We start from the raw sequence: 22,044 nt of genomic DNA on the forward strand, positions 1-22,044 counted from the left end.
AAAACTCGGTGAGTATTGCTACGCACCGAGTTTGGTAAAGTTAAAGAGGGGTTCCTTCGTTGGTTTTGAAGCGATACTCTAAATAAGTATAGGCATCGCGCGGTAGGATTTTTATCCATCGCTTGTATTTCAAGAACCACTTGAAACGGATAGAGCTAAATAGCCCTTTGGTTAAATAAGCAGCTATAAAAGGGTGCGCATTTAGCACGATACGTCCTTTATAGGCTTCCTCCTTAATAATGCTTTCAAGTTCTATATTGATTTTATCAATTAGAACGATAGGCGCTTCGATTTCGCCTTCTTTGCTTGGATTCTCTTCTTTTGTTTTGATGTTTAGTTCTTGGCGCACTCGCTGGCGTGTGATTTGTATCAGACCGAATTTGCTCGGGGGCAAGATTTTGTGTTTAGCACGGTCTTCAGCCATTTCATTGCGCAAGTGATCGAATAATACACGGCGGTTTTCGCTATTGCCCATATCGATAAAATCGACGACGATGATACCACCCATATCGCGCAATCGGAGTTGTCGTGCGATTTCGGTAGCAGCGATGAGGTTTACGGATAGAGCGGTGGTTTCTTGGTCGTTATTTTTATTGGAATGGTTGCCACTGTTTACGTCTATCACGTGTAAGGCTTCGGTGTGTTCTATTACGAGGTAAGCTCCTTTTGGCATCGATACGGTGCGACCGAAAGCCGTTTTAATTTGTCGTTCGATATGGAACTTTTCGAATATAGGCACTGATGAGTGATAGAGTTTTACGATATTCTCTTTCTCAGGAGCAATTTCTTGTACGTATTTTTTTATCTGTTCATAGAGTTGCTCATTATCTACGTGAATACCTGTAAAGGAATCGTTGAACATATCGCGGAGGATAGCCCCCGTTTTGTTCACTTCACTCATTACCTTAGAGGGAAAAACCGCTTTTTGAATTTTTCGGCACATCAAAACCCAACGATTGAAGAGACTTTGCAAATCCTTGTCGAGTTCCGCTACTTTTTTACCTTCGGCTACGGTGCGTACAATCACACCAAAACCTTTGGGTTTAATGCCTTGCAAGAGTTTACGCAAGCGTTCTTTCTCGGCTTTACCTTCTATTTTCTGAGAGATAGAAATGCGGTCAGAAAAGGGAACCAGCACGAGGTAACGACCTGCGATAGAGAGTTCAGAGCTGATACGAGGACCTTTGGTGGAGATAGGTTCTTTTACTATCTGTACCAGTATAGGTTGATTAGGTTTAAGTGTTTCGGCTACAGAACCATTTTTATCGATATCGGGTTCTAAGGGAAAATCTTTAAGAGAAAAGTCTTTTAGTTTTCCAGAGATTACCCATTTAAGGAACTTCAGTAGAGAAGCTAATTGAGGGCCTAAGTCGTGATAATGCAAGAAGGCGTCTTTTTCGTGACCTACGTTTACAAAAGCTGCATTGAGCCCCTGTATAGGTTTGCGCACCTTAGCGAGCATTATATCTCCTACTCCTAAGCCGTTAGTATCTTCTTCTTTATGAAGTTCGATGAGCCTACCGTCTCTGAGCAAAGCAAAATCTACGTAAGAGGAACCAGAACGAATGATTAATTCTTTGTCCACTTTGTTGGATTTTAGTTAAACAATACTACTTTAAAGAGAAAAAGTAGTTAAAAACTACTTTTTCTTTTTGTGGCGATTAGCTCTCGCTCTTTTTTTGCGTTTGTGGTTAGCCACTTTATGTCTTTTTCTTTTTTTTCCGCTTGGCATAACTTAATTATTTAATATATTGTGATTTATTAATACAATGTTATTTTTTCGCTTTTTTATCAGTTTTAGCTACTTTTACCTTAGCTTTAACTCCTTCAACGAATACTTTTGCAGGTTTAAAGGCAGGAATGTTATGAGCGGGAATTTTCAAAGTGGTATTCTTAGAGATGTTGCGTCCAGTTTTTTCAGCTCTAGTTTTGATAATAAAGCTACCGAAGCCTCTAAGATATACGTTTTGACCACTTTCTAATGTGTTGATTACTTCGTTCATAAAGTTTTCAACCGTTAGTTGAACGTCGTTTTTATCAAGACCCAACTTGTCGGAAATCTTTGATACAATTTCTGCTTTTGTCATCTTTATATTGTTTTTATTAATAATATTCTCTAAATCCTTTCAGCGTGCAAAGGTACAAATTAATTATTTAATAAACACTATGTTAGAACAACTTTTTTATTTTTTATTTTTTAGTGTCTGATAATTAGTTGTTTAAAACATTGTTTTCTAATATTTTACGATTAAAATATACTTTTGTCGTATTGCGGTAGATTTTTATGTTACTGATTGAAAATAAGTTTTAATGATTATCTTTTAACTGTAAGCTGAGTTACGTCGTGCCAAAAAAAGGGATAAGATTTGCTCACAACTTCTTTATCGGCTATTTCGAGGGTAGTTTTTAGCATCAAAGGTGTGAAAGCCATTGCCATTCGATGGTCGTTATAGGTAGCAATGCTAATGCCAGAGCGCAAGTGTGGGCAAGGTGCTAAATGCAAGCTGTCGTGAGTAATACTTACTTCTGCTCCTAACTTTCTCAATTCGGTTTGTAGTGCTTGAAGGCGGTCGGTTTCTTTGATTTTAAGAGTGTGTAAACCTGTTAAATGGCACTCTAAGCCCATTGCTACACAGGTAACGGCAATGGTTTGTGCTATATCGGGGGTTGCATTTAGGTTATACTCGAAACGCTTTTGCTGAGGTTCAGCTACTTTTTCAATAGTTAATTCATTACCTTTGAATGAGGAGTGCACTCCAAAAAACTCATAAATAGTTTTTAAGGCACTATCACCTTGCAGGCTATGCGGTTTAAAATAGGACAATGAAAGGGTGGTGCCTATGGGCGATAAGGCAACAAAAGCATACCAATAGGAGGCGGAAGACCAATCGGATTCTACTTCCCAACTGTTATGTAGTAAGTTTTTTCCTTTCATTGTGTTTACCTTTATAATATTGGCTTTGAACAACACTTGCTCTTGTCCTATGTAATGAGCTAAGAGATTGGTAGTCATTTTTAAGTAAGGCAGAGAGGTAACTTTTCCTTTCAAATGCAAGGTGAGTCCATTAGGCAAAGCAGGAGCAATAAGCAATAAAGCTGAGCTGTACTGACTGCTGACGTTGCCTTGAATATGTACTTCGTTGTTAGTAAGCTTTTTTCCCCTTATATATATAGGTGGAAATCCTTCTTTTTCAGTATATGTAATATCGGCACCTAACTGTTGTAATGCATTTACTAATAGGTTTATGGGTCTTTCTTTCATTCGGGGAGAACCTGTGAGAAGCACTTCTTTGCCCTGCTGTATTGCAAAATAAGCGGTGAGAAAGCGCATTGCAGTACCTGCGTGATGAATGTCTACAACTTCTGTGTGAGAGGTAAGAGCTTGTTGTAGCAGTAGGGTATCATCGGCAGTGGAGAGGTTTTGCACAGTGAGTTCAGGAAAGAGCGCTTGCAATATAAGCGCTCTGTTGCTTTCGGACTTGGAGCCTGAGAGCAACAAATGTTTTCCTGACTGTAATGTAGAATGAGGTAATTGTATGTTCATAAGGTAAAAGGTAAAAAGTTAATGGTTAATGGTTAATGGGTGTTTAATAGGGTGCAAAGGTAGGGAATAATGCTGATAAAACCAAAAATGCTGATAATACTAATAATAATAATACTGATAATTAACTTTGCCAAAGGTGCGAGCCGCACAGGCAGTTGTAGCACGACAGGCTGTTGAATTAGCAAATTTGGAGAGTTGAGGGGTTCGGAAGGAAACGGAGAAGTTCGGAAGGGAGTTGAGAGGATTTTTGGTGAAAAAAGGGTGTAAGGAGGGTGGGGTTAGCTTATAGAGAGCTTATAGGAAGCTTATACGAATCTTGGACGATTGGTATAGAAAGGGTATATAAGTAGTTGATTCATAATATGATACAACGAGTATAAAAATGGTAAAAACGAGGTTTCGAGGCGAAAGAAAGAGGAATAGGTGATAGGCCTTAGGTCATAGGCACTAGGGGGTAACATTCCTCTTTACACATACTTCGCTCTCGCGGACTTCCGTTCAAAGGGGAAATGTGGTGAGTTACTTATTGGGTAAGCCCCCGAACCCCCAAAGGGGGACAAGCTGGAAAAGGAGACAAATCTCCCCCCTTTACACATACCCAGCTTTCGCGAGGCATATATCCAGCTATTGCTGGCTACTTCGGAGAGGGGGAATGTAGCGACGGAAAAGTGAAGAAATGACGAATAGCGAGGGACGAATGGTGAAGGTAATGTGAGGGTATAGCACGACGGGTAGAGATGAGCTGCACGGACAATTGGTAGAGAATTGGTAGAAGGGTAGTGGAGAAAATAGTTCTTTTGTACACTCAGATTTGTGGAGTAAGTAGCACTTGTGAGATGAATTTGATGGTTGAATTGAGGTTAAGATGAAAATAAGATGAAGAGAAGGAGAGGAGATGATATTGTATAGGAGGGGTTGAACTGAGGAGTGATAGTGTGTAAAGAGTTACATATTTACACGTTTTGTGTATAACTACACACTTTGTACACAGGTTATGCACGGGATACTAACAAGTTGTCAACAGGTTGTTAATAACTTATTATATTGATAATAAGTGTTTTAATGTAGTTATGAACAGATTTGCGGTATTTTGGCACGGAATTTTCTATATAGTAGGCGTAAGTTGATAAGACTTATTGTGCATAGTAATAAAATAAATGATTTGTCACAAACAGAAAATGGTTAAAAATTAAATTACTGAAAAAATTGCTAAAAGAAACATTGTTAGATAAGAATCATTAAACAAAACTGTTGTTAAAAATTAAATTTCATTTCATTGTGTTGTTGGGAAACAACTTTTATATTAAGAACATTGCTAAAATTTTAATTGTTTAAACACAATCATTTATTAAACTATTTTAAGACATTCCTTTAAGTTTAGCCAAGCTAGCTTAAAGTACTAACAAATATTGGGAGTTAGTAGTAGTATTTATATTATATGCATTGAAGAAAGACTTTCTTGAAAAAAGAAAGTCTTTTTTTATTAATATAGTATGTTTATTAGAAAAGTTTTGTATATTTGCAAAATTTTTGTCCTGTTTTAAAGAGCGCTTTTTAAACGCACAAAGCTGATGTTCATATTTTTATCATATAATGATAAGTGAGAGGACGGCTAAAAACAGTATATTTTTTAATTTAAAAAGACATATATAAAGTATGAAGAATCCAATTCTTTTAGTAGAAGATGATGTAGTTTTTTCCAAAATGTTAGGTAAATTTTTGGAGCGCAATGGATATGAAGTAGTAAGATGTTATAATTTAGAAGAAGCGGAGAAAAGCCTAAATGCATCGCTAAGTTTAGTATTCACTGATTTACGTTTGCCCGATGGTGATGGTATCAATTTCTTGAAAAAGGTGAAAGAAGTATATCCAGATTTGCCTGTAGTGGTAATGACCAGCTATGCGGAAGTATCGACTGCGGTAGAGGCAATGAAATTGGGTGCTTTTGATTATATATCGAAACCGTTCCAACAAGAGGACGTACTGAATGTTATTAAGAATGCGCAAAGCAGTACGCGTACGGCTTCGTTACCTAAGAAGGAAAATGTGAAGGCGGACAACAGCCCTGGCAAAGCTGCTCAGCCTGTTGTTACGAACGAAAATTCATATATAGAAGGCGTAAGTGCCGCTTCTAAAAAGCTGAATAAGTTTATCAGTTTGGTAGCCCCTACGGATATGTCGGTACTCATTACTGGTGAAAGTGGTACGGGTAAAGAGGTGATAGCCAAATCTATTCACTTGAAAAGTGAGCGTCGTAACAAGCCTTTTATTGCGGTGGACTGCGGTGCCATTCCTAAAGAAATTGCATCGAGTGAGTTCTTCGGTCACGTAAAGGGTTCGTTTACGGGAGCAATTACCGATAAAAAAGGACACTTTGAAGAGGCAAATGGTGGTACTATTTTCCTTGATGAGGTAGGAAACCTAAGCTATGACAACCAAATACAGTTGCTACGTGCCCTACAAGAGCGCCGTATTAAACCTATTGGTAGTTCTAAGGAAATAGAAGTTGATATTCGTGTATTGGCAGCTACCAACGAAGATTTATTGGCAGCAGTAGGAAAAGGAGAGTTTCGCGAAGACCTTTATCACCGATTGAACGAGTTTTCGATAAAAGTACCTTCGCTAAGTGAGCGCAAAGACGACTTGATGATATTTGCTTCATATTTCTTGGAAAAAGCAAATGAAAAGCTACATAAAAACGTACAAGGGTTTACTGAAAAGGCGGTACAAAAGATGCTTTTATACACTTGGGGAGGTAACTTGCGCGAACTATCGAACACGGTGAAACGCGCTGCCCTACTCACACAAGGTGATTATATTACCGAAAATGAGTTGCCAGAGCCTGTAATTACCGAAACACGCCATTTCCCTACCGAGCGTTTTTCTTTTTCAACCAAAGAAAACGAGCGTGAACTCATTATTAGTGCGCTACACGAGACCCATAATAATAAAACAGAAGCAGCTAAGCTGTTAGGCTTTACACGTAAAACACTTTACAACAAACTTAAAGCCTATAATATAGACGAATTTTAATAGGTAAAGGGTAAGAGGTAACAAGGTAAAAGGCAAGTAAAACGCCTCTTATCTGTTATTTCTTACCTTTTACTTTTTATCTTAAAAAATGAGAAAGACTTATTTACTAATTACTTTTTTTTACTTATCACTATTTACTACACTTGCCCAAAATAAATCTCCTTTAACAACTACCGATGCCCAAGCACAACAGCAGTGGGTGAACGACACTTATAACAAAATGAGCCTTGATGAAAAGATTGGGCAACTGTTTATGGTATCGGTATTTTCAAGCCATATAGGCACAAAAAAAGCCGAAGAGGTAAAAGACTTCATAAAGAAATACTACATTGGAGGGATTATCTTCTCCAAAGGAGGACCGAAGCGTCAGGCAAAGCTCACTAATGAATACCAAGCACTTTCTAAAATTCCGCTTTTTATGGCAATGGATGCCGAGTGGGGATTGGCGATGCGCTTGGACTCTACTTATGCTTACCCGTGGAATATGACCCTTGGGGCTATCAAAGATAACTATCTTGTAGAACGTACCGGTAGACGTATAGGGTTACACTGCAAACAATTGGGTATGCAGTTTAACTTTGCTCCTGATATTGATATTAACACAAATCCGAATAACCCTATTATAGGAAATCGTTCGTTTGGCGAGGATAAAGAGAATGTAACCCAAAAAGGGCTTGCTTTTACTCGCGGAATGCAGTCGGTAGGGGTGTTGGGCAGTGCCAAACACTTTCCTGGTCACGGTGATACTTCTAAAGATTCTCATAAAACTTTACCGCTTATATCTTTTGCTGCTAACCGTATTGACGAGGTAGAACTTTACCCTTTTAAAGCCCTCATCAGAGAAGGAGTAGCTAGCATAATGGTAGGGCACCTCAATATTCCTTCCTTAGAACCTAAAACAGGGCTACCTTCGTCGTTATCAAGTGCTATTATCACTGATTTACTCAAAAAGAAATTAGGTTATCAAGGGCTTATCTTTACCGATGCACTTGGTATGAAAGGGGTATCGGAATACTTGCCCGTAGGCGAAGTGGAAGTAGAAGCCTTCTTGGCGGGTAACGATATTTTGCTGATGCCAGCTAATGTAGCTAAGGGTTTTGAGGCAATGAAGAAAGCCTACCAGAACAAACGCATCAGTGAGGAACGCTTAGCACATTCAGTAAAGAAAATACTAATGGCTAAATACAAAGTGGGGCTCACATCTTTTAAACAGCTAGACGAAAGCACTGTAACCTCTACCTTGCACGCAATAGAAGACGATTTGCTCACTGAGGAACTGTTTGAAAATGCGATTACGGTAGGGCAAAACAAGGAAAATATACTGCCTATAAAAGACTTGGACAAGCGAAAAATAGCCTATGTGAAGTTTGGCAACGACAGTGGTTGGGCGTTTTATTCCACTTTACGCAAATACGCAGAGACCGTGCTTATTGAGTCTAAGAATGAGGCACAGCTATATGAAGCAGTTGAACCTTTTGACACGATTATCATCGGGTTGCACAAACCAAATAAGACCCCTTGGGACGCATACAAGTTTACAGAGAACGAACTGAAATGGTTAGAGCATATTGCTAAGAAAAAAAAGGTAATCCTCGCAGTGTTTACTCGCCCCTATGCGATGCTCGATGTGAAAAATATAGCTCCTATTAAAGCCATTGTATTTGCTTACCAAAACCACAAAGTAGCCCAAGAGAAAGCCGCTCAGCTCATTTTTGGTGCTATTGAGGGCAAAGGAGTTTTGCCTGTAACAGCACACCCTAACTTACCCGTAGGCACTTCAATTGCTACTCCCAGAATAGGACGCTTAGCTTACGGCTTACCTGAAAGCGTGGGGCTTAATTCTCTTAAACTAAAAGAGATAGACAGCATAGCTCTTGATGCTGTAGCACAAAAGATGACACCCGGGATGCAAGTATTGGTTGCCAAAAGAGGAAAAGTAGTTTACCGCAAAAATTTTGGTACTTTAGATTACAATCCAGCTAATAAAGTGACCGACAATACTATTTACGACCTCGCTTCGCTTACGAAGATATTGGCTACTCTCCCCGAATTGATGCGCCTTTATGTGCGTGGAGATTTCAAACCCGTAGATACTTTTGAGGATTTGCTACCAAAGCTCAAACATACAAACAAGGGAGATTTGGTAATGAAAGATGTGCTCTCGCACTATGCTCAGTTCCAGTCGTGGATTCCTTTTTACCGAAAAACCTTAGACATTGATAAAAAGCCTTCGCCTGAGTATTACAGCACTACCAAAAGTGATTCTTTCCCTACTGAGGTAGCCAAAGACTTATATCTTAGAGAAGGGTATACTGACAGTATTTATAAAACAATTGACGAGAGTGAGCTTATCAAAGATAAAAAGTACTTATATAGCGACCTCCCTTATTATTATTTCAAGAAGTACATAGAAAAAAAAAACAAGAAGCCCCTACAAGAAATCGTTCAGAAGCACTTTTATAGAGGTTTAGGAGCCTACCAGCTTACTTTTCTTCCTTTGCAACGCTTCTCTCCTGTAAATATTGCACCTGCCGAAGATGAGAAAACCTTCCGAGCTCAGGAGCTTCGTGGGTACGTACACGACCAAGGAGCTGCTCTTTTAGGAGGGGTTGGTGGGCACGCAGGACTTTTTGGAACTGCCGACGATGTAGCCAAAGTGATGCAAATGTACCTCCAACAAGGGTATTACGGTGGTACGTGGTTCTTGCAACCTCAGGCTATAAAAATCTTCAACACTTGTAATTACTGTCCAGAAGGCAACCGTCGAGGCTTAGGATTTGATAAGCCACAGTTAGGCAAATCAGGTCCTACTTGTGGTTGTGTGCCAATGGATAGCTTTGGACATACCGGTTTTACAGGCACTTTTGCGTGGGCTGACCCCACTAATGAAATAGTAATAGTTATCCTCTCGAACCGCACTTATCCCTCTTCTGACAATAAACTTTTGGTAAACCGATTGGTGCGCCAAAAGATACAAGGAGTGGTGTACCAAGCCCTATCTGCGAATAAAAACTTTTAAAAAGATTTGGTATATAACGAGAAGTTTTAGTACATTTGCGCCACGTTAATTTTTAAAATAGAATTTATTATATGGAAGCGTGGATTATTGCCATTTTTCTCATTGGCTATCTTTGTATTACTACCGAACACCAAATAAAGGTAGACAAAACCATTTCAGCCTTAGCTATGGCTGTCATCTGTTGGACGATACTTAAAGTATTTAACCTTGATGTACTAGAAGTGCTCAACGGAGTGTTAGTGCCCGTAGATATAGCTAACAACAGTAATGCTATTGATGAAGCACTACGACATCACTTAGCTGAAACTTCCGAAATACTCTTCTTCTTAATCGGTGCAATGACCATTGTAGAAATCATTGATATGCACCGTGGGTTTGAAATCATCAAGCGGATGATTCGCACCAGAAGCAAAGTAAAATTGCTTTGGATTATAGGTGTTATTGCTTTTTTTCTCTCTGCTATTATCGACAACCTTACTACTACCATTATTCTCATAACCATTGTACGTAAGCTCATACCTGACCAAAAAGAGCGCATTTGGTATGCTTCCCTCATTGTGATCGCTGCCAATGCAGGAGGGGCTTGGTCTCCTATCGGTGACGTAACAACTACTATGCTCTGGGTAAAAAACAAAGTAACCGCTGCTAAATTAGTAGAATACGTATTTATTCCTGCTACTGTATGCTTGATAGTACCTTTGTTTGTCGCTTCGTTTTTACCTGTATTCAAAGGAAAGATAGACACTTCAAACAGCGAAGAGAGTATTACTTACAAGAGCAGTATGCCTGTGTTAGTAATAGGCTTTATCTCTATTATCTTTGTGCCTATTTTTAAATCGATTACACACTTACCTCCTTATATAGGTATGCTTTTTGCTCTGGCTACTATGTGGTTTATTTCTGAAAAATTAAAACCTATCAGGGAACTTTCATCAACCGATAAGGATAAATTCAGTATTCATCGTGCATTAGAACGTATCGAATTTTCGAGCATACTATTCTTTTTAGGAATTCTCTTGGCAGTGGCTTCATTGCAAACTATCGGTACGCTTTTCAACTTTGCACAAACATTGAATGAGACTATCCCAAGTACAAACGTAGTAATTTTGCTCTTAGGTTTTGCCTCTGCTGTAATAGACAACGTACCATTAGTAGCGGCTAGTATGGGTATGTTCCAAGAACCTATGGATAGTGGTCTTTGGCACTACATTGCCTATGCGGCTGGTACAGGAGGTAGCTTGCTTATCATTGGTTCGGCTGCGGGGGTAGTAGCTATGGGTATGGAGAAGATTAATTTCTTTTGGTATGTGAAAAACATCTTATGGATAGCCCTTTTAGGTTTTGTGTTAGGTTATCTTACTTTGGTAAGTTTTGAAGCTTTACACGTTTTTGGATAGCATAAAACGATACATTATATAGGAAAGACTGCCTAAAGAATTATATTTAGGCAGTCTTTTTTATAGCTGAACATCAGCATAGTTACTTTTTAGTCTCTCTTTGTGTATTATGGGAGGTGTATAGAGAATATAAAAGTACTTCAATGTACAGTGTTCACATTTAAAAATAACTTAGTATCTTTGTTAGCAAAAGCACATTATGAAGAATTGTTTTACAGAATAAATAGGATTGTAAGAGAGAAGACTCTTAAAACTTTAAATATGAACATCGTGTTTATTTGCGAATACTATTGTGTAAGTCAAAAAAACGCCGTACTTTTGCACCCTAAAAGTATTTCAATTAATCACTAGCTACTAATCATTTATCATTAAGCATTAATCATTAAAAAAGATGTTATCAGAACAAGAAATCATTCGCAGAGAAAAACTCTCTAAATTGAAAGAATTGGGGATAAACCCTTATCCCGCTCCATTATATCCGGTTGATACTACCTCTAAGGATGTAGCCAACCATTATGAAGAAGGTAAACAAGTGGTTGTAGCCGGTAGATTGATGTCGTTGCGTGTACAAGGAAAAGCCTCGTTTGCTACTTTGCAGGATAGTGAAGGCACGATGCAATTGTACTTCAACCGCGATGAGATGTGCCCTACTGATGATAAAACGCTTTACAACGAGGTGTTTAAAAAATTATTGGATTTAGGTGACTTTATAGGTGCTGAAGGAACACTCTTCATCACTAAAATGGGTGAGAAAACCGTATTGGTAAAGAACTTTACGCTACTTTCAAAAGTATTACGTCCGCTACCTATGCCTAAGGTAGATGCCGATGGTAAAGTACACGATGCCTTCACCGATCCTGAACAACGCTACCGTATGCGCTATGTAGATTTGGTAGTAAATCCACAAGTGAAAGAAGTGTTTATCAAGCGCACTAAACTCTTCAATGCTATGCGTCAGTTTTTTAACGATGCAGGTTATTTGGAAGTAGAGACACCTATACTACAAGCTATACCAGGGGGAGCTAGTGCACGTCCGTTTATCACCCATCACAATGCGTTGGACATTCCGTTGTATATGCGTATTGCCAATGAACTTTACTTAAAACGTCTTATTGTAGGAGGTTTTGATGGAGTGTATGAATTTTCTAAGAACTTCCGCAACGAGGGTATGGATAGGACTCACAACCCTGAGTTTACGGCTATGGAAATTTATGTGGCTTACAAAGATTATCACTGGATGATGGACTTCACTGAACGCTTAATCGAACATTGCGCTATAGCCGTGAATGGTACCACTAAGGCGACCTTTGGTAAACATACAGTAGATTTCAAAGCACCTTATCCACGCCTTACGATGACTGATGCTATTAAACAGTTCACAGGCTTTGACATCACTGGGAAGACAGAAGACGAATTGAGAGCCTTTGCACAGTCTATCGGTATTGCGGTAGACGAGGCGATGGGCAAGGGCAAACTGATAGATGAGATATTTGGTGAGAAATGTGAAGGTAACTTCATTCAGCCTACTTTCATTACCGATTACCCGAAAGAGATGTCGCCACTGACCAAAGAACACCGCGACAACCCCGACCTTACTGAACGTTTTGAGTTAATGGTATGCGGTAAGGAGATTGCCAATGCTTATTCGGAATTGAACGACCCTATTGACCAACGTGAGCGCTTTGAAGAACAATTGCGACTCTCAGAAAAAGGCGACGACGAAGCGATGTTCATTGACCAAGATTTCTTGCGTGCTCTTGAATACGGTATGCCACCTACCTCAGGTTTGGGTATCGGTATGGACAGACTCGTAATGTTCCTTACCAACAATGAGAGTATACAAGAAGTGCTTTTCTTCCCACAAATGCGTCCTGAGAAGAAAGAAGTAGAGCTTTCGGAAGACGAGAAAGTAGTGTTTGAGCTTTTAAAAACCTCAGAAAGACTGCTTTTAGATGCTCTCAAAACACAAACAGCATTTTCTAACAAGAAATGGGATAAAGCCATTAAAGGTCTTACCAGTAAGAAAGTAGCGAAAGTAGTAAAAGAAGGAGAAGAACTGTTTGTGGAATTAGCAAATTAACAAATTTGAAAATTAGCAAATTATATACTTTGTCAGAGTCCAAGGACTCTGACAAAGTTTTTTATTGACCATTAACCTTTAATAAATTATTTATTGTTCTTGTAAAAGCCAAAGAAAGCGATATAACCGTAGCAAACTACTAAGGTGAGGAATGCTAAGCGGAAACCTATATAGTCGGTAAGGAAACCGTACAGAATAGGCAAGAGTCCGCCACCGACAATCATCGTACAAAGGATACTTGAAGCTTGAGTTTTGAGTTCGTCTATCCTTTCACAAGCAAGCGCAAAGATAGTGGGAAACATCATAGAATTGAAGAGGCCGATACTTAATAAAGTCCACATTGAGAGCAAACCACCGGTATTGATAGAAAACAAAATAAGAGAGATGGCAACTATAGCAAAAGCAATGAGAACTTTGGCGGGGACAATCCACTTGATGAGATAAACACTGATAAAGCGTCCTAACATAGCACCTCCCCAGTAGAAAGTGAGAAAAACAGCTATAACAGCCTTGGGGTCGGCTGAGGTTAGATGAGGTTTCCCCGCCAATGAGCCAAGCGTTTCTACAATAAAGCACATAAAAGGGTTCTCTAAAATATCCTTAGTGATGTTCATATCGATGAAGTAGTTTACTGCATAACTTCCTATCACTACTTCAGCACCTACATACAAGAAGATACCTATAGCCCCCAACAGTAAGGGAGTTTTCTTGAGAAGATTCCAATAACTGTCTTTATTTACTTCTTCTTTTATTCTATAAGCATAAGGTAATTTAACTACTGCAAAAACAAATGCTAAAGCAAGTGCCCATAAGGCTATATACAAAAAAGGTAATTGTATAGAAAAGGCTTCTTCACGAAAATAAATAAGCTTATCTGTAGTGTCTAAGGCTCCTATTTCAGCTTCTTTTTTTATTTCGTTGCTCAGTAAGTAAGCGGCTCCAAATATAGGAGCAATAGTAGTGCCTATAGCGTTGAAAGCTTGAGAGAAAGTGAGCCGGCGAGGTGTAGTGGCTTCGTCGCCTAAAATCACTATATAAGAGTTCATAGCCACTTGTAGGAAAGTAACGCCACAGCCTAATACGAAGATAGCAGTTAAAAATACCCAATATAAGCGTTCCCCAGCAGCAGGATAGAAAAGCAAAGCACCCAAAGAGATAAGCAAAAGACCTAAGATAATGCCTCGCTGATAACCTATTTTAGTGAGAATAAAACCTGCAGGGATAGAAAAAAATAAGTAAGACAAGAAGAAAGATAGAAGAATATAGGCTGCATCGGAATAATGCAACTGAAACACATCACGAAGATGAGGTAATAAAAGCTGTATGAGCACTGTTAAACCTCCAAAAAGTAAGAATAAAAGTGCTACCAGAACAAAGGCTTGGGTATGTTTCTTTTGTCTATTCATTGCTGTATAAGCTCGGTTTAGAGCGCAAATCTACTACAAAAGATTAAAAAATAGTTAAAATTTAACACTTTATTTTTGCTGTATACATAACTTTAAGCGCACAACATACTTGTATTTAATGCTTTATGTCTAGATAGAATCCTTGTTAATAAATATGTTAGAAAATATTTTGACAAATCTGTTGGGGGATATCAAAAAAGTTAGTAACTTTGCTCCGAATAAGATAGTACTACTTAGCTCACTACTGACCATAACCTTCGTAACTAATTTAACTAATATAATGAAAAGCTGGTTTTTAAATGTAGCCGTACTTTTTCTCACATCAATGCTTTACTCTCAGCAAGGAGTTATTACAGGTGAAGTAATTGATGGTGATTACAACGCTCCGTTAATGGGAGCAAATGTTTTGGTTAAAGGGACTACCAAAGGGGCTTCTACTGATATGGACGGTAAGTATTCCTTGAATGTAGATTCACCTACTGGAATCTTAGAGTTCTCTTATCTTGGATATGTTACCAAGACAGTTTCGTATAAACTTGTGAATGGTAAGGCGCACGTGCGAATTACCCTTACAAGCGACCAACAAACCCTAGGAGAGGTAATTGTAACAGGTAAAAGCACCTTGTTAGACATTGCACAAGAGCGTAAAACACCTGTGGCGGTATCTACTATTCAAGCTACCGAAATTATAGAAAAATTAGGTACACGTGAACTTCCTGAAGTACTCAATCGCACACCTTCTGTCTACGCCACCAAAGGCGGAGGAGGCTTTGGCGATTCTAAAATCAATATTCGAGGTTTTGATACCAAAAACATTGCTGTAATGGTAAATGGTATGCCTGTAAACGATATGGAAGGTGGTACTGTTTACTGGAGTAACTGGTCAGGTCTTGCCGATGTTACTTCAGCAATGCAAGTACAGCGCGGGCTTGGAGCTTCTAAGTTAGCAATAGCTTCAGTAGGAGGTACTATTAATGTGGTAACACGTGCTGCCGATATGTCCGAAGGAGGAACTGCTTACTTTAGCTATGGTAGTAACCAAGAGTATAAAGGATTAGTTGCTTACAATACAGGTAAGAGCCTTACAGGTTGGTCGGCTTCTGTGTTATTCAGTAAAAATGCCGGACGTAAATACGTAGATGGTACCAAGTTTGATGGCTATAGCTATTATTTTGCTTTAGGCTATGAACCTTCCGATAAACACAGTTTCCAGCTGATGTTTACAGGAGCTCCACAATGGCATCACCAACGCTCTAACAGTCCTTTGTTGTCTGATTATTTACGCTATGGCGATGGTGATGAACCTAATCGCAAATACAATTCAGATTGGGGATACTTAGATGGTGAAGAATATACTATTAAGAAAAATCTATATCACAAACCCGTAGCAATGCTCAACTGGGATTGGAAAATAAGCGAAAGTACCTCACTTAGTACCGTAGTATACGCTTCTTTAGGACGTGGTATGGGCACCAACTCTTTAGGTGAAGCTCACTCTTTCTCTTCAACAACAGTGAGCGGTACTACATCTTACTCCCTTCAAAAACATTATTTAAATACACTTCGTACTGAAGAAGGTTTGATTGACTTTGACAAAGCAGTACAATATAACAAAGGTCAGGCAGTAAGTGGATTGGAGACTATGCAACACCCTGGTGAAGCAGGTAGAAGTGTAAGAGTAACCGACCCTAGCGGAAAATCAGAAGGCTCTGTAAACCAAGGTTTCATACGCAATGGTTCCGTGAACTCTCACGATTGGTATGGCTTCCTTACTAACTTGCAACACCAAATTAATGATAATTTTACAGCAAATATTGGGTTAGATGGTAGATACTATTATGGCTATCACCACCAAGTTGTTACTGATATGTTAGGAAATAACTCTTATGCTGACAATAAGAATAAGAATCTAAATAATCCTAATGTGGTAACCACCGTTGTTCCCGCTAATGTTTCTTGGAATCCGTTCCAAAAAACAGAGCCTTTAGAAAACCAAATAGGCTATAGCAATGATGGAGAAGTGAAATGGTTTGGCCTCTTCTCTCAGTTTGAATACTCTGATGATCATTTCTCTGCCTTCATACAAGGAGCTACTTCGATACAGTCCTACCAGCGTATAGATAATTTTTTAAAACCAGGTACATTAGCTATTACAGGTAAACCTGAAACTGCTATGAGTACTAAAACAGGTTTCAAAGATATCGTAGGTTATAATATCAAAGGTGGTATAAATTACAATATCAACGAACATCACAATGTGTTTGCAAATGTAGGATATTACTCTAAACAACCATTGTTTGATGCTGTATATCCTAATTACCGAAACTTCTTAAACCCTTCTCTTACTAATGAAAAAATTTTTGGAGTAGAACTCGGTTACGGGTTTAAATCAAGTTTTTTGAATGTCAATTTGAACCTATATCACACTTCTTGGAAGGATCGTTATTTACGCAAATCTAATAACCTTAAAAATAATACAATTCGTGCTTATGCAAATATCTTAGGTATTGAAGAAATTCACCAAGGTATAGAACTTGAAGCAAATGCTAAAATCAATGATTATGTGAGGGTAAATGCTTCTCTTTCATTAGGTGATTGGTACTATAAAGGAGATGCTTCTGGTAATCTTACTAATGAAAGCAACGAAACTATCGATGATCAAGGAAATGTAGTACCAGCAGGTAGTGCTAGCCAAGTAAAACTTTTCTTAGACAAAGTGAAAGTAGGTTCTACCGCGCAAACAACTGCTTCTTTGGGTCTAACTATACTACCACCTATAAAAGGACTTAAATTCGATGTTGATTGGCGTTACGTAGATGATCTATATGCGAATTTAAATATTTCTAATTTCAATAAAAAAGTTGAAGCTGAAAAAGGTGCTCTCAAATTACCAAGTTATAATCTCTTTGATTTAGGGGCTTCTTATAAATGGCAACTTACCGATAAGCAACGTCTTACTTTCTCAGTGCAAGCTTATAATGTACTTGATACTTACTATATTTCAGAGTCTTATACAAGTATCCACACTACTAATAGCAGTAAAACTTATCAAGATATTGATGTAAGAAACCAAGTATACTTCGGTGACGGTCGTACCTTTAGCTTCGGAGTACGCTATAACTTCTAATAAGTTGAAAAATAAAAGATAAGAACTCAAAAGGCTGTCCTACTCGGGCAGCCTTTTTTAATTAACAAATTAGCAGATTGACAATTTTTTCGTACCTTTGCACCATTCTAATTTATCAATTCTTAATTATTTATTGTAAGATATGTTACGATTCGCAAAAGAATATAAATCTATTTATGAAATCTTTGAGACTTATATGCACTCATCAGACTATGAAGATATTGACTTCGTGTTTGATGTAGTGAACTACTTTCGTCGCAAAAGTAAAAATAAAAAGTCTCCCCTCAATATCGATGAACTCATCACTGAAATCAAACACAAACCCAATAGCATCGCTTTCTTCAAGGAAAAACTCCATAACGTATTTGCTAATAAACAAAAAGTAATTCTTTTTACTGATGCTGGTCTGCTGAACAGTGTTTCTTTCTTCAAAGAATTGCGTCGTCGTATCAGTCGTCAGCTTTTGCCCGACCAGCCTTCGGAAGAGAATATACAATACGTACTCAACCAACTCTTCTACCGTCCTTCCGATGTGAAATGGGTACATCAAATCCCTCTAGATAACTGGAAAGAACTCTTTGAAATTCTTGCTGTATCTACTTTCTATGAGGATAGTGAGAGCAAAACTACTTCCAAGCAAATCCTTTTGGCTATAATGATTCTATCCCAACGTATGGGAGGGCTCGCCTTGCAAACTGATGTGCGCCGTATGGTGCCTGAATATGCTCATCTCAACAGCCCCTTTATCGCTCTCGACGATGAGCTGAACAATCTTGCACGTACTCTTTCTAAGGAAGATAAACCTTATCTATATATACAAGACCACGAACTCGATTATAAACAGCTGAATATTCTAGCTGGTCAGTGTGAGGATTTCGTAAACAAAGCTGATGCCAATACTTCTAAATATGGGGTGAGTTTCAGTGTGAACCAAACTCTTTTGCTCATTCGTCAGCAAATAAAACGCATCAAGCGACTCTATAACTACCTGTTTATAGAAAAAGAAGCTGATAAATGTGAAAAAACGATTGCCTTCTACTTAGATATGGTGAAAACTAATTCTAAGAAAAACAATATTCGAAAGCTGATAGATGATAGTGTTTATAACATCACCTACGAGATTACGAACTATACCGGAAAGACAGGTGAACACTATATTACTTCTACTACCGGTGAGTACTTCAAGATGCTCAAAACAGCTTTGTGGGGTGGCGTTATCGTAGGGTTTATGTGTTTGGTAAAACTCTATATGTCGATGGAACCCGACCAAAGTGATTTTTTCCGTGCGCTGAACTACAGTTTTAACTACGCTATTGGTTTTGTGCTCATCTACCTTACAGGGTCTACTTTGGCTACCAAGCAACCTGCGATGACGGCTTCTACGATTGCCAAGACTTTAGAGAGTCTCAGCGATAACGATAACAATAAGGAAAAACAGAAACACTACACCGAATTCTCAGCACTCTTCACGCGTTTGTTTCGTTCGCAGTTCATCGCCTTTGTGGGCAACGTGTTTGGTGCTTTCCCTGTGTCTATGCTTTTGGCGATAGGAATGAGTTACCTCAGTGGTTATAATATCGCTACCAAAAAGAGTTTACATCTCTTGGAAGACCTGAATATATGGTATACCCCCGTATTTTTGCATGCTTGTATTGCAGGGATATTTCTGTTCTTATCAGGTATTATAGCAGGCAACGTAGCTAGTGTAAACAACTTTAACAACTTCTATTATCGTCTTTCCGAACACCCCTTTCTTAAAGGCTTCTTTGGTAAAGTACGTATGCAACGCGTTGCTAACTGGATGCAACAAAAGTGGCCGAGTGTCGTCTCAAATATTTGGTTTGGAGTCTTTATGGGAAGTGCGTGGGCAATAGGTCATTTCTTCGGTTTGCCCATCGATATACGCCACATCACCTTCGCCAGTGGTAATTTAGCTTATGGCTTGTATGGTATGAATTTTATCATTAGCTTAGAGAATATCCTTTGGTGTATCTTAGGGATAGGCATCATCGGTTTAGGTAACTTTATTGTGAGTTTTGGTCTGTCCCTATGGATAGCCTTACGTTCTCGCGAAGTCCCTGCTTCTGAACTAAAATATTTAGGTCGTTGTGTATGGAGAGCCTTTAAAGCTCGTCCCAGAGCCTTTTTCTTTCCCGTAAAGGAGAAAGAATAAAAGAATATTCAATATGAAACACATCAAAGAAAAATTAGCTGAACGTGAGGCTCACAACGCTCTTCGCACTCTTAAGCAACGCCATTTTGCTATCGATTTCTACTCCAATGATTATATAGGATTCAGTACAAATTCTGAGATTACTAAACGCATCTCTCAATTACTCCCTCAGCAAACGGCACCTCACGGGGCTACAGGATCGCGATTGCTTTCAGGTAACTTGCCTATCTTTTCCGAAACCGAAAGCTATATAGCTCATTTTCATAAGGCTGAAACGGCTCTTTTGTACAATTCGGGCTATGACGCCAATGTGGGATTCTTCTCCTGTATCGTAGGGCGAGGTGATATTATCTTATACGATAGTTACAGCCACGCTTCTATACGCGACGGTATTTCACTGAGTTTAGCTAACTCCTATAAGTTTAAACATAACGATTTAGACGATTTAGAAAAGCTCTTAAAAAAGTTTGCTTCCCCTGATAAAACGGTGCTCATCGTTACTGAAACAGTTTTTTCAATGGACGGTGATAGTCCTGATTTGGTGCGTTTGGTAACATTAGCAACACAGTATGGGGCTTATATAGCGGTAGACGAAGCTCACGCCATAGGAGTATTTGGCAAACACGGCTGTGGATTGGTGCAAGCATTGGGGTTAGAAGAAGAAATTTTTGCCCGCATCGTTACCTTCGGGAAAGGCTTGGGAGCACACGGAGCTGCTGTCTTAGCTTCAAATGAGGTGATACAGTATTTAGTGAACTTTTCACGCTCTTTCATATATACTACTGCTATGAGTCCACATAGTGTGGCAACTATTAGGGCAGGATATGAGACCTTACAGACAACTAAATCAATAGAACAACTGCATCATAATATACAGTATTTTAAAACGCAAATTGCCAAATACAACATACAGGGTTTTATTCCTTCTGATTCGGCTATTCAAGCCATAGTAGTAGCAGGCAATGAACGAGTGAAAGCACTTGCCGAAGTACTACAAGCCCAAGATATAGGCGTATTACCGATTTTAGCACCCACCGTACCTGCGGGACAAGAACGCCTGAGAATATGTTTACACAGCTTTAATACAGAAGAAGAGATAAATATTTTAATTAGCCAATTAGCTAGTTTGTCAATTATCTGATTAGAGAATCAATTTTTACCAAAGTTTTTCAATTGCCTATCGTGCTACGACTCGTCATTATAGTATTGTGGTATTATCAAAGCTGAACCCATTTAGCAGGTCAGTCGTTTTCATACGTTTTTTAGCAGGTAATTGCAATTCTAATAGCTTTATATAACCATCTTTCACAGCTACACGCAGTCCTTTTTTATCTACTAAGAGTTCCCCAATAGGATATTGATGAGAGACAGGTTCGAAAAGAGCATCATATACTTTTACATTTAACACTTCTCCTTTTTGTACAAACGCTGTCCACGCAGTAGGGTAGGGGCTCATTCCCCTCACTAAACGCTCTATTGTCATTCCTTCCGCTTGCCAATCTATCTTACAAGTCTCTTTGTATATCTTAGGAGCTTCGGCAAAGGTTACTTCTTTGTTTTGTGGTTGGGTAGTGCAAGAACCTTCTGCAATGCTATCTACGGTTTTTAGTACCAATTCAGCACCTTGCACCATTAGTTTGTCGTGTAAGGTGCCCGCTGTTTCGTGAGACTCAATAGGTGTAACCTCTTGTGCGATAATAGCTCCCGTATCAATCTTCTCGTCTATAAAGAAAGTCGTTACCCCTGTTTCCTTTTCCCCGTTGATAATTGCCCAGTTGATGGGAGCTGCTCCACGATAGTTAGGCAAAAGAGAGGCGTGCAGATTGAATGTACCGTATTTAGGCAATCGCCATACCACTTCGGGCAACATACGGAAGGCTACTACTATTTGCAAATCGGGTTGTAAGGCTTTCAGTGCATTTACAAAAGTTTCATCTTTTAGTTTTATGGGTTGTAACACCGGTATCCCTTTGCTTTCGGCATAGAGTTTCACTGGCGACTGGTGTAGCTTCTGTCCGCGTCCCGAAGGTTTATCGGCTACCGTTACTACACCTACTACGTTGTAATGGTTCTCTACTAATGCTTTTAGCGACGCCAACGCAAAGTCAGGTGTCCCCATAAATACAATTCTCATTTTATCACTTGTCATCTTTTTTACCTTTTACCTTATAATCTTTTAATTGTCTCAGAAGCTCATTTTCTTATTTCAGTTAAGCGATGAACTCGTTTTTAGCTCTGATTTATTTTGTGCAAAAATATAAAATT

Annotated in this window: 12 protein-coding genes and 1 pseudogene; 8 read left to right on the forward strand and 5 right to left on the reverse strand. The window is 38.8% G+C overall.

All coding sequences use genetic code 11. The annotated features are described in order from the left end of the window. Positions 1 to 40: 40 nt before the first annotated feature. The 3 genes from AM608_RS11010 to AM608_RS11020 all read right to left on the reverse strand — a co-directional run bounded on the left by AM608_RS11010 (position 41) and on the right by AM608_RS11020 (position 3,544). Positions 41 to 1,585: a ribonuclease E/G gene (locus AM608_RS11010; RefSeq protein WP_002670818.1), complete on the reverse strand. Its 1,545-nt coding sequence runs from the start codon at positions 1,583 to 1,585 to the stop codon at positions 41 to 43. Positions 1,586 to 1,772: 187 nt separating this feature from the next. Beyond that, a complete protein-coding gene (locus tag AM608_RS11015; protein ID WP_002670816.1) occupies positions 1,773 to 2,087 on the reverse strand; it encodes an HU family DNA-binding protein in 315 nt (104 codons plus the stop codon). A 227-nt stretch (positions 2,088 to 2,314) separates the two neighbouring features. Next, positions 2,315 to 3,544, reverse strand: a complete 1,230-nt coding sequence (locus AM608_RS11020) for a 3-phosphoshikimate 1-carboxyvinyltransferase (protein WP_053581776.1) — start codon at positions 3,542 to 3,544, stop codon at positions 2,315 to 2,317. Positions 3,545 to 3,746: 202 nt separating this feature from the next. Here AM608_RS11020 and AM608_RS12660 point away from each other — a divergent pair. The 5 genes and pseudogenes from AM608_RS12660 to lysS all read left to right on the forward strand — a co-directional run. After that, positions 3,747 to 3,833 (forward strand): annotated as a pseudogene (locus AM608_RS12660) (glycosyltransferase); the annotation flags it as partial. Between the two features lie 1,367 nt (positions 3,834 to 5,200). Further along, a complete protein-coding gene (locus AM608_RS11025; RefSeq protein WP_002670899.1) occupies positions 5,201 to 6,577 on the forward strand; it encodes a sigma-54 dependent transcriptional regulator in 1,377 nt (458 codons plus the stop codon). Between the two features lie 88 nt (positions 6,578 to 6,665). After that, the gene (locus AM608_RS11030) at positions 6,666 to 9,596 is read left to right on the forward strand and encodes a glycoside hydrolase family 3 N-terminal domain-containing protein (RefSeq protein WP_053581777.1); all 2,931 of its coding nucleotides are present in this window, start codon (positions 6,666 to 6,668) and stop codon (positions 9,594 to 9,596) included. A gap of 71 nt (positions 9,597 to 9,667) precedes the next feature. Then, the gene (gene nhaD, locus AM608_RS11035) at positions 9,668 to 10,993 is read left to right on the forward strand and encodes a sodium:proton antiporter NhaD (RefSeq protein WP_053581778.1); all 1,326 of its coding nucleotides are present in this window, start codon (positions 9,668 to 9,670) and stop codon (positions 10,991 to 10,993) included. Between the two features lie 391 nt (positions 10,994 to 11,384). Next, complete coding sequence (gene lysS, locus AM608_RS11040) at positions 11,385 to 13,073, forward strand: lysine--tRNA ligase (protein WP_053581779.1); 1,689 nt, start codon at positions 11,385 to 11,387, stop codon at positions 13,071 to 13,073. A gap of 86 nt (positions 13,074 to 13,159) precedes the next feature. Here the strand turns inward: lysS and AM608_RS11045 are convergent, their stop codons facing one another. Next, on the reverse strand, positions 13,160 to 14,479 hold the full coding sequence (locus AM608_RS11045; protein WP_053581780.1) for a sugar MFS transporter: 1,320 nt from the start codon (positions 14,477 to 14,479) through the stop codon (positions 13,160 to 13,162). Positions 14,480 to 14,759: 280 nt separating this feature from the next. Here AM608_RS11045 and AM608_RS11050 point away from each other — a divergent pair, with 280 nt between their 5' ends. From AM608_RS11050 to AM608_RS11060, 3 genes are all read left to right on the forward strand, one after another. Beyond that, positions 14,760 to 17,606 (forward strand): TonB-dependent receptor domain-containing protein, encoded by a 2,847-nt coding sequence (locus tag AM608_RS11050; protein WP_053581873.1) that lies wholly within the window; start codon positions 14,760 to 14,762, stop codon positions 17,604 to 17,606. A 142-nt stretch (positions 17,607 to 17,748) separates the two neighbouring features. Continuing rightward, the gene (locus tag AM608_RS11055) at positions 17,749 to 19,779 is read left to right on the forward strand and encodes a recombinase (RefSeq protein WP_053581781.1); all 2,031 of its coding nucleotides are present in this window, start codon (positions 17,749 to 17,751) and stop codon (positions 19,777 to 19,779) included. Positions 19,780 to 19,792: 13 nt separating this feature from the next. After that, a complete protein-coding gene (locus AM608_RS11060; RefSeq protein ID WP_053581782.1) occupies positions 19,793 to 20,920 on the forward strand; it encodes an 8-amino-7-oxononanoate synthase in 1,128 nt (375 codons plus the stop codon). A 57-nt stretch (positions 20,921 to 20,977) separates the two neighbouring features. Here AM608_RS11060 and fmt read toward each other — a convergent pair whose 3' ends face one another. Continuing rightward, a complete protein-coding gene (gene fmt / locus AM608_RS11065) occupies positions 20,978 to 21,928 on the reverse strand; it encodes a methionyl-tRNA formyltransferase (protein WP_002670916.1) in 951 nt (316 codons plus the stop codon). Positions 21,929 to 22,044: the final 116 nt, after the last annotated feature.

The sequence above is a fragment of the Capnocytophaga sp. oral taxon 323 genome (assembly GCF_001278825.1).
GTDB classification, from domain to species: Bacteria; Bacteroidota; Bacteroidia; order Flavobacteriales; family Flavobacteriaceae; genus Capnocytophaga; species Capnocytophaga ochracea.

What these genes read in the sequence shown, in the direction of transcription:
- AM608_RS11015 (WP_002670816.1), bottom strand. Translation starts at nt 2,087, where the DNA reads ATGACAAAAGCAGAAATTGTATCAAAGATTTCCGACAAGTTGGGTCTT.
- AM608_RS11020 (WP_053581776.1), bottom strand. Translation starts at nt 3,544, where the DNA reads ATGAACATACAATTACCTCATTCTACATTACAGTCAGGAAAACATTTG.
- AM608_RS11025 (WP_002670899.1), top strand. Translation starts at nt 5,201, where the DNA reads ATGAAGAATCCAATTCTTTTAGTAGAAGATGATGTAGTTTTTTCCAAA.
- AM608_RS11030 (WP_053581777.1), top strand. Translation starts at nt 6,666, where the DNA reads ATGAGAAAGACTTATTTACTAATTACTTTTTTTTACTTATCACTATTT.
- nhaD (WP_053581778.1), top strand. Translation starts at nt 9,668, where the DNA reads ATGGAAGCGTGGATTATTGCCATTTTTCTCATTGGCTATCTTTGTATT.
- lysS (WP_053581779.1), top strand. Translation starts at nt 11,385, where the DNA reads ATGTTATCAGAACAAGAAATCATTCGCAGAGAAAAACTCTCTAAATTG.
- AM608_RS11045 (WP_053581780.1), bottom strand. Translation starts at nt 14,479, where the DNA reads ATGAATAGACAAAAGAAACATACCCAAGCCTTTGTTCTGGTAGCACTT.
- AM608_RS11050 (WP_053581873.1), top strand. Translation starts at nt 14,760, where the DNA reads ATGAAAAGCTGGTTTTTAAATGTAGCCGTACTTTTTCTCACATCAATG.
- AM608_RS11055 (WP_053581781.1), top strand. Translation starts at nt 17,749, where the DNA reads ATGTTACGATTCGCAAAAGAATATAAATCTATTTATGAAATCTTTGAG.
- AM608_RS11060 (WP_053581782.1), top strand. Translation starts at nt 19,793, where the DNA reads ATGAAACACATCAAAGAAAAATTAGCTGAACGTGAGGCTCACAACGCT.
- fmt (WP_002670916.1), bottom strand. Translation starts at nt 21,928, where the DNA reads ATGACAAGTGATAAAATGAGAATTGTATTTATGGGGACACCTGACTTT.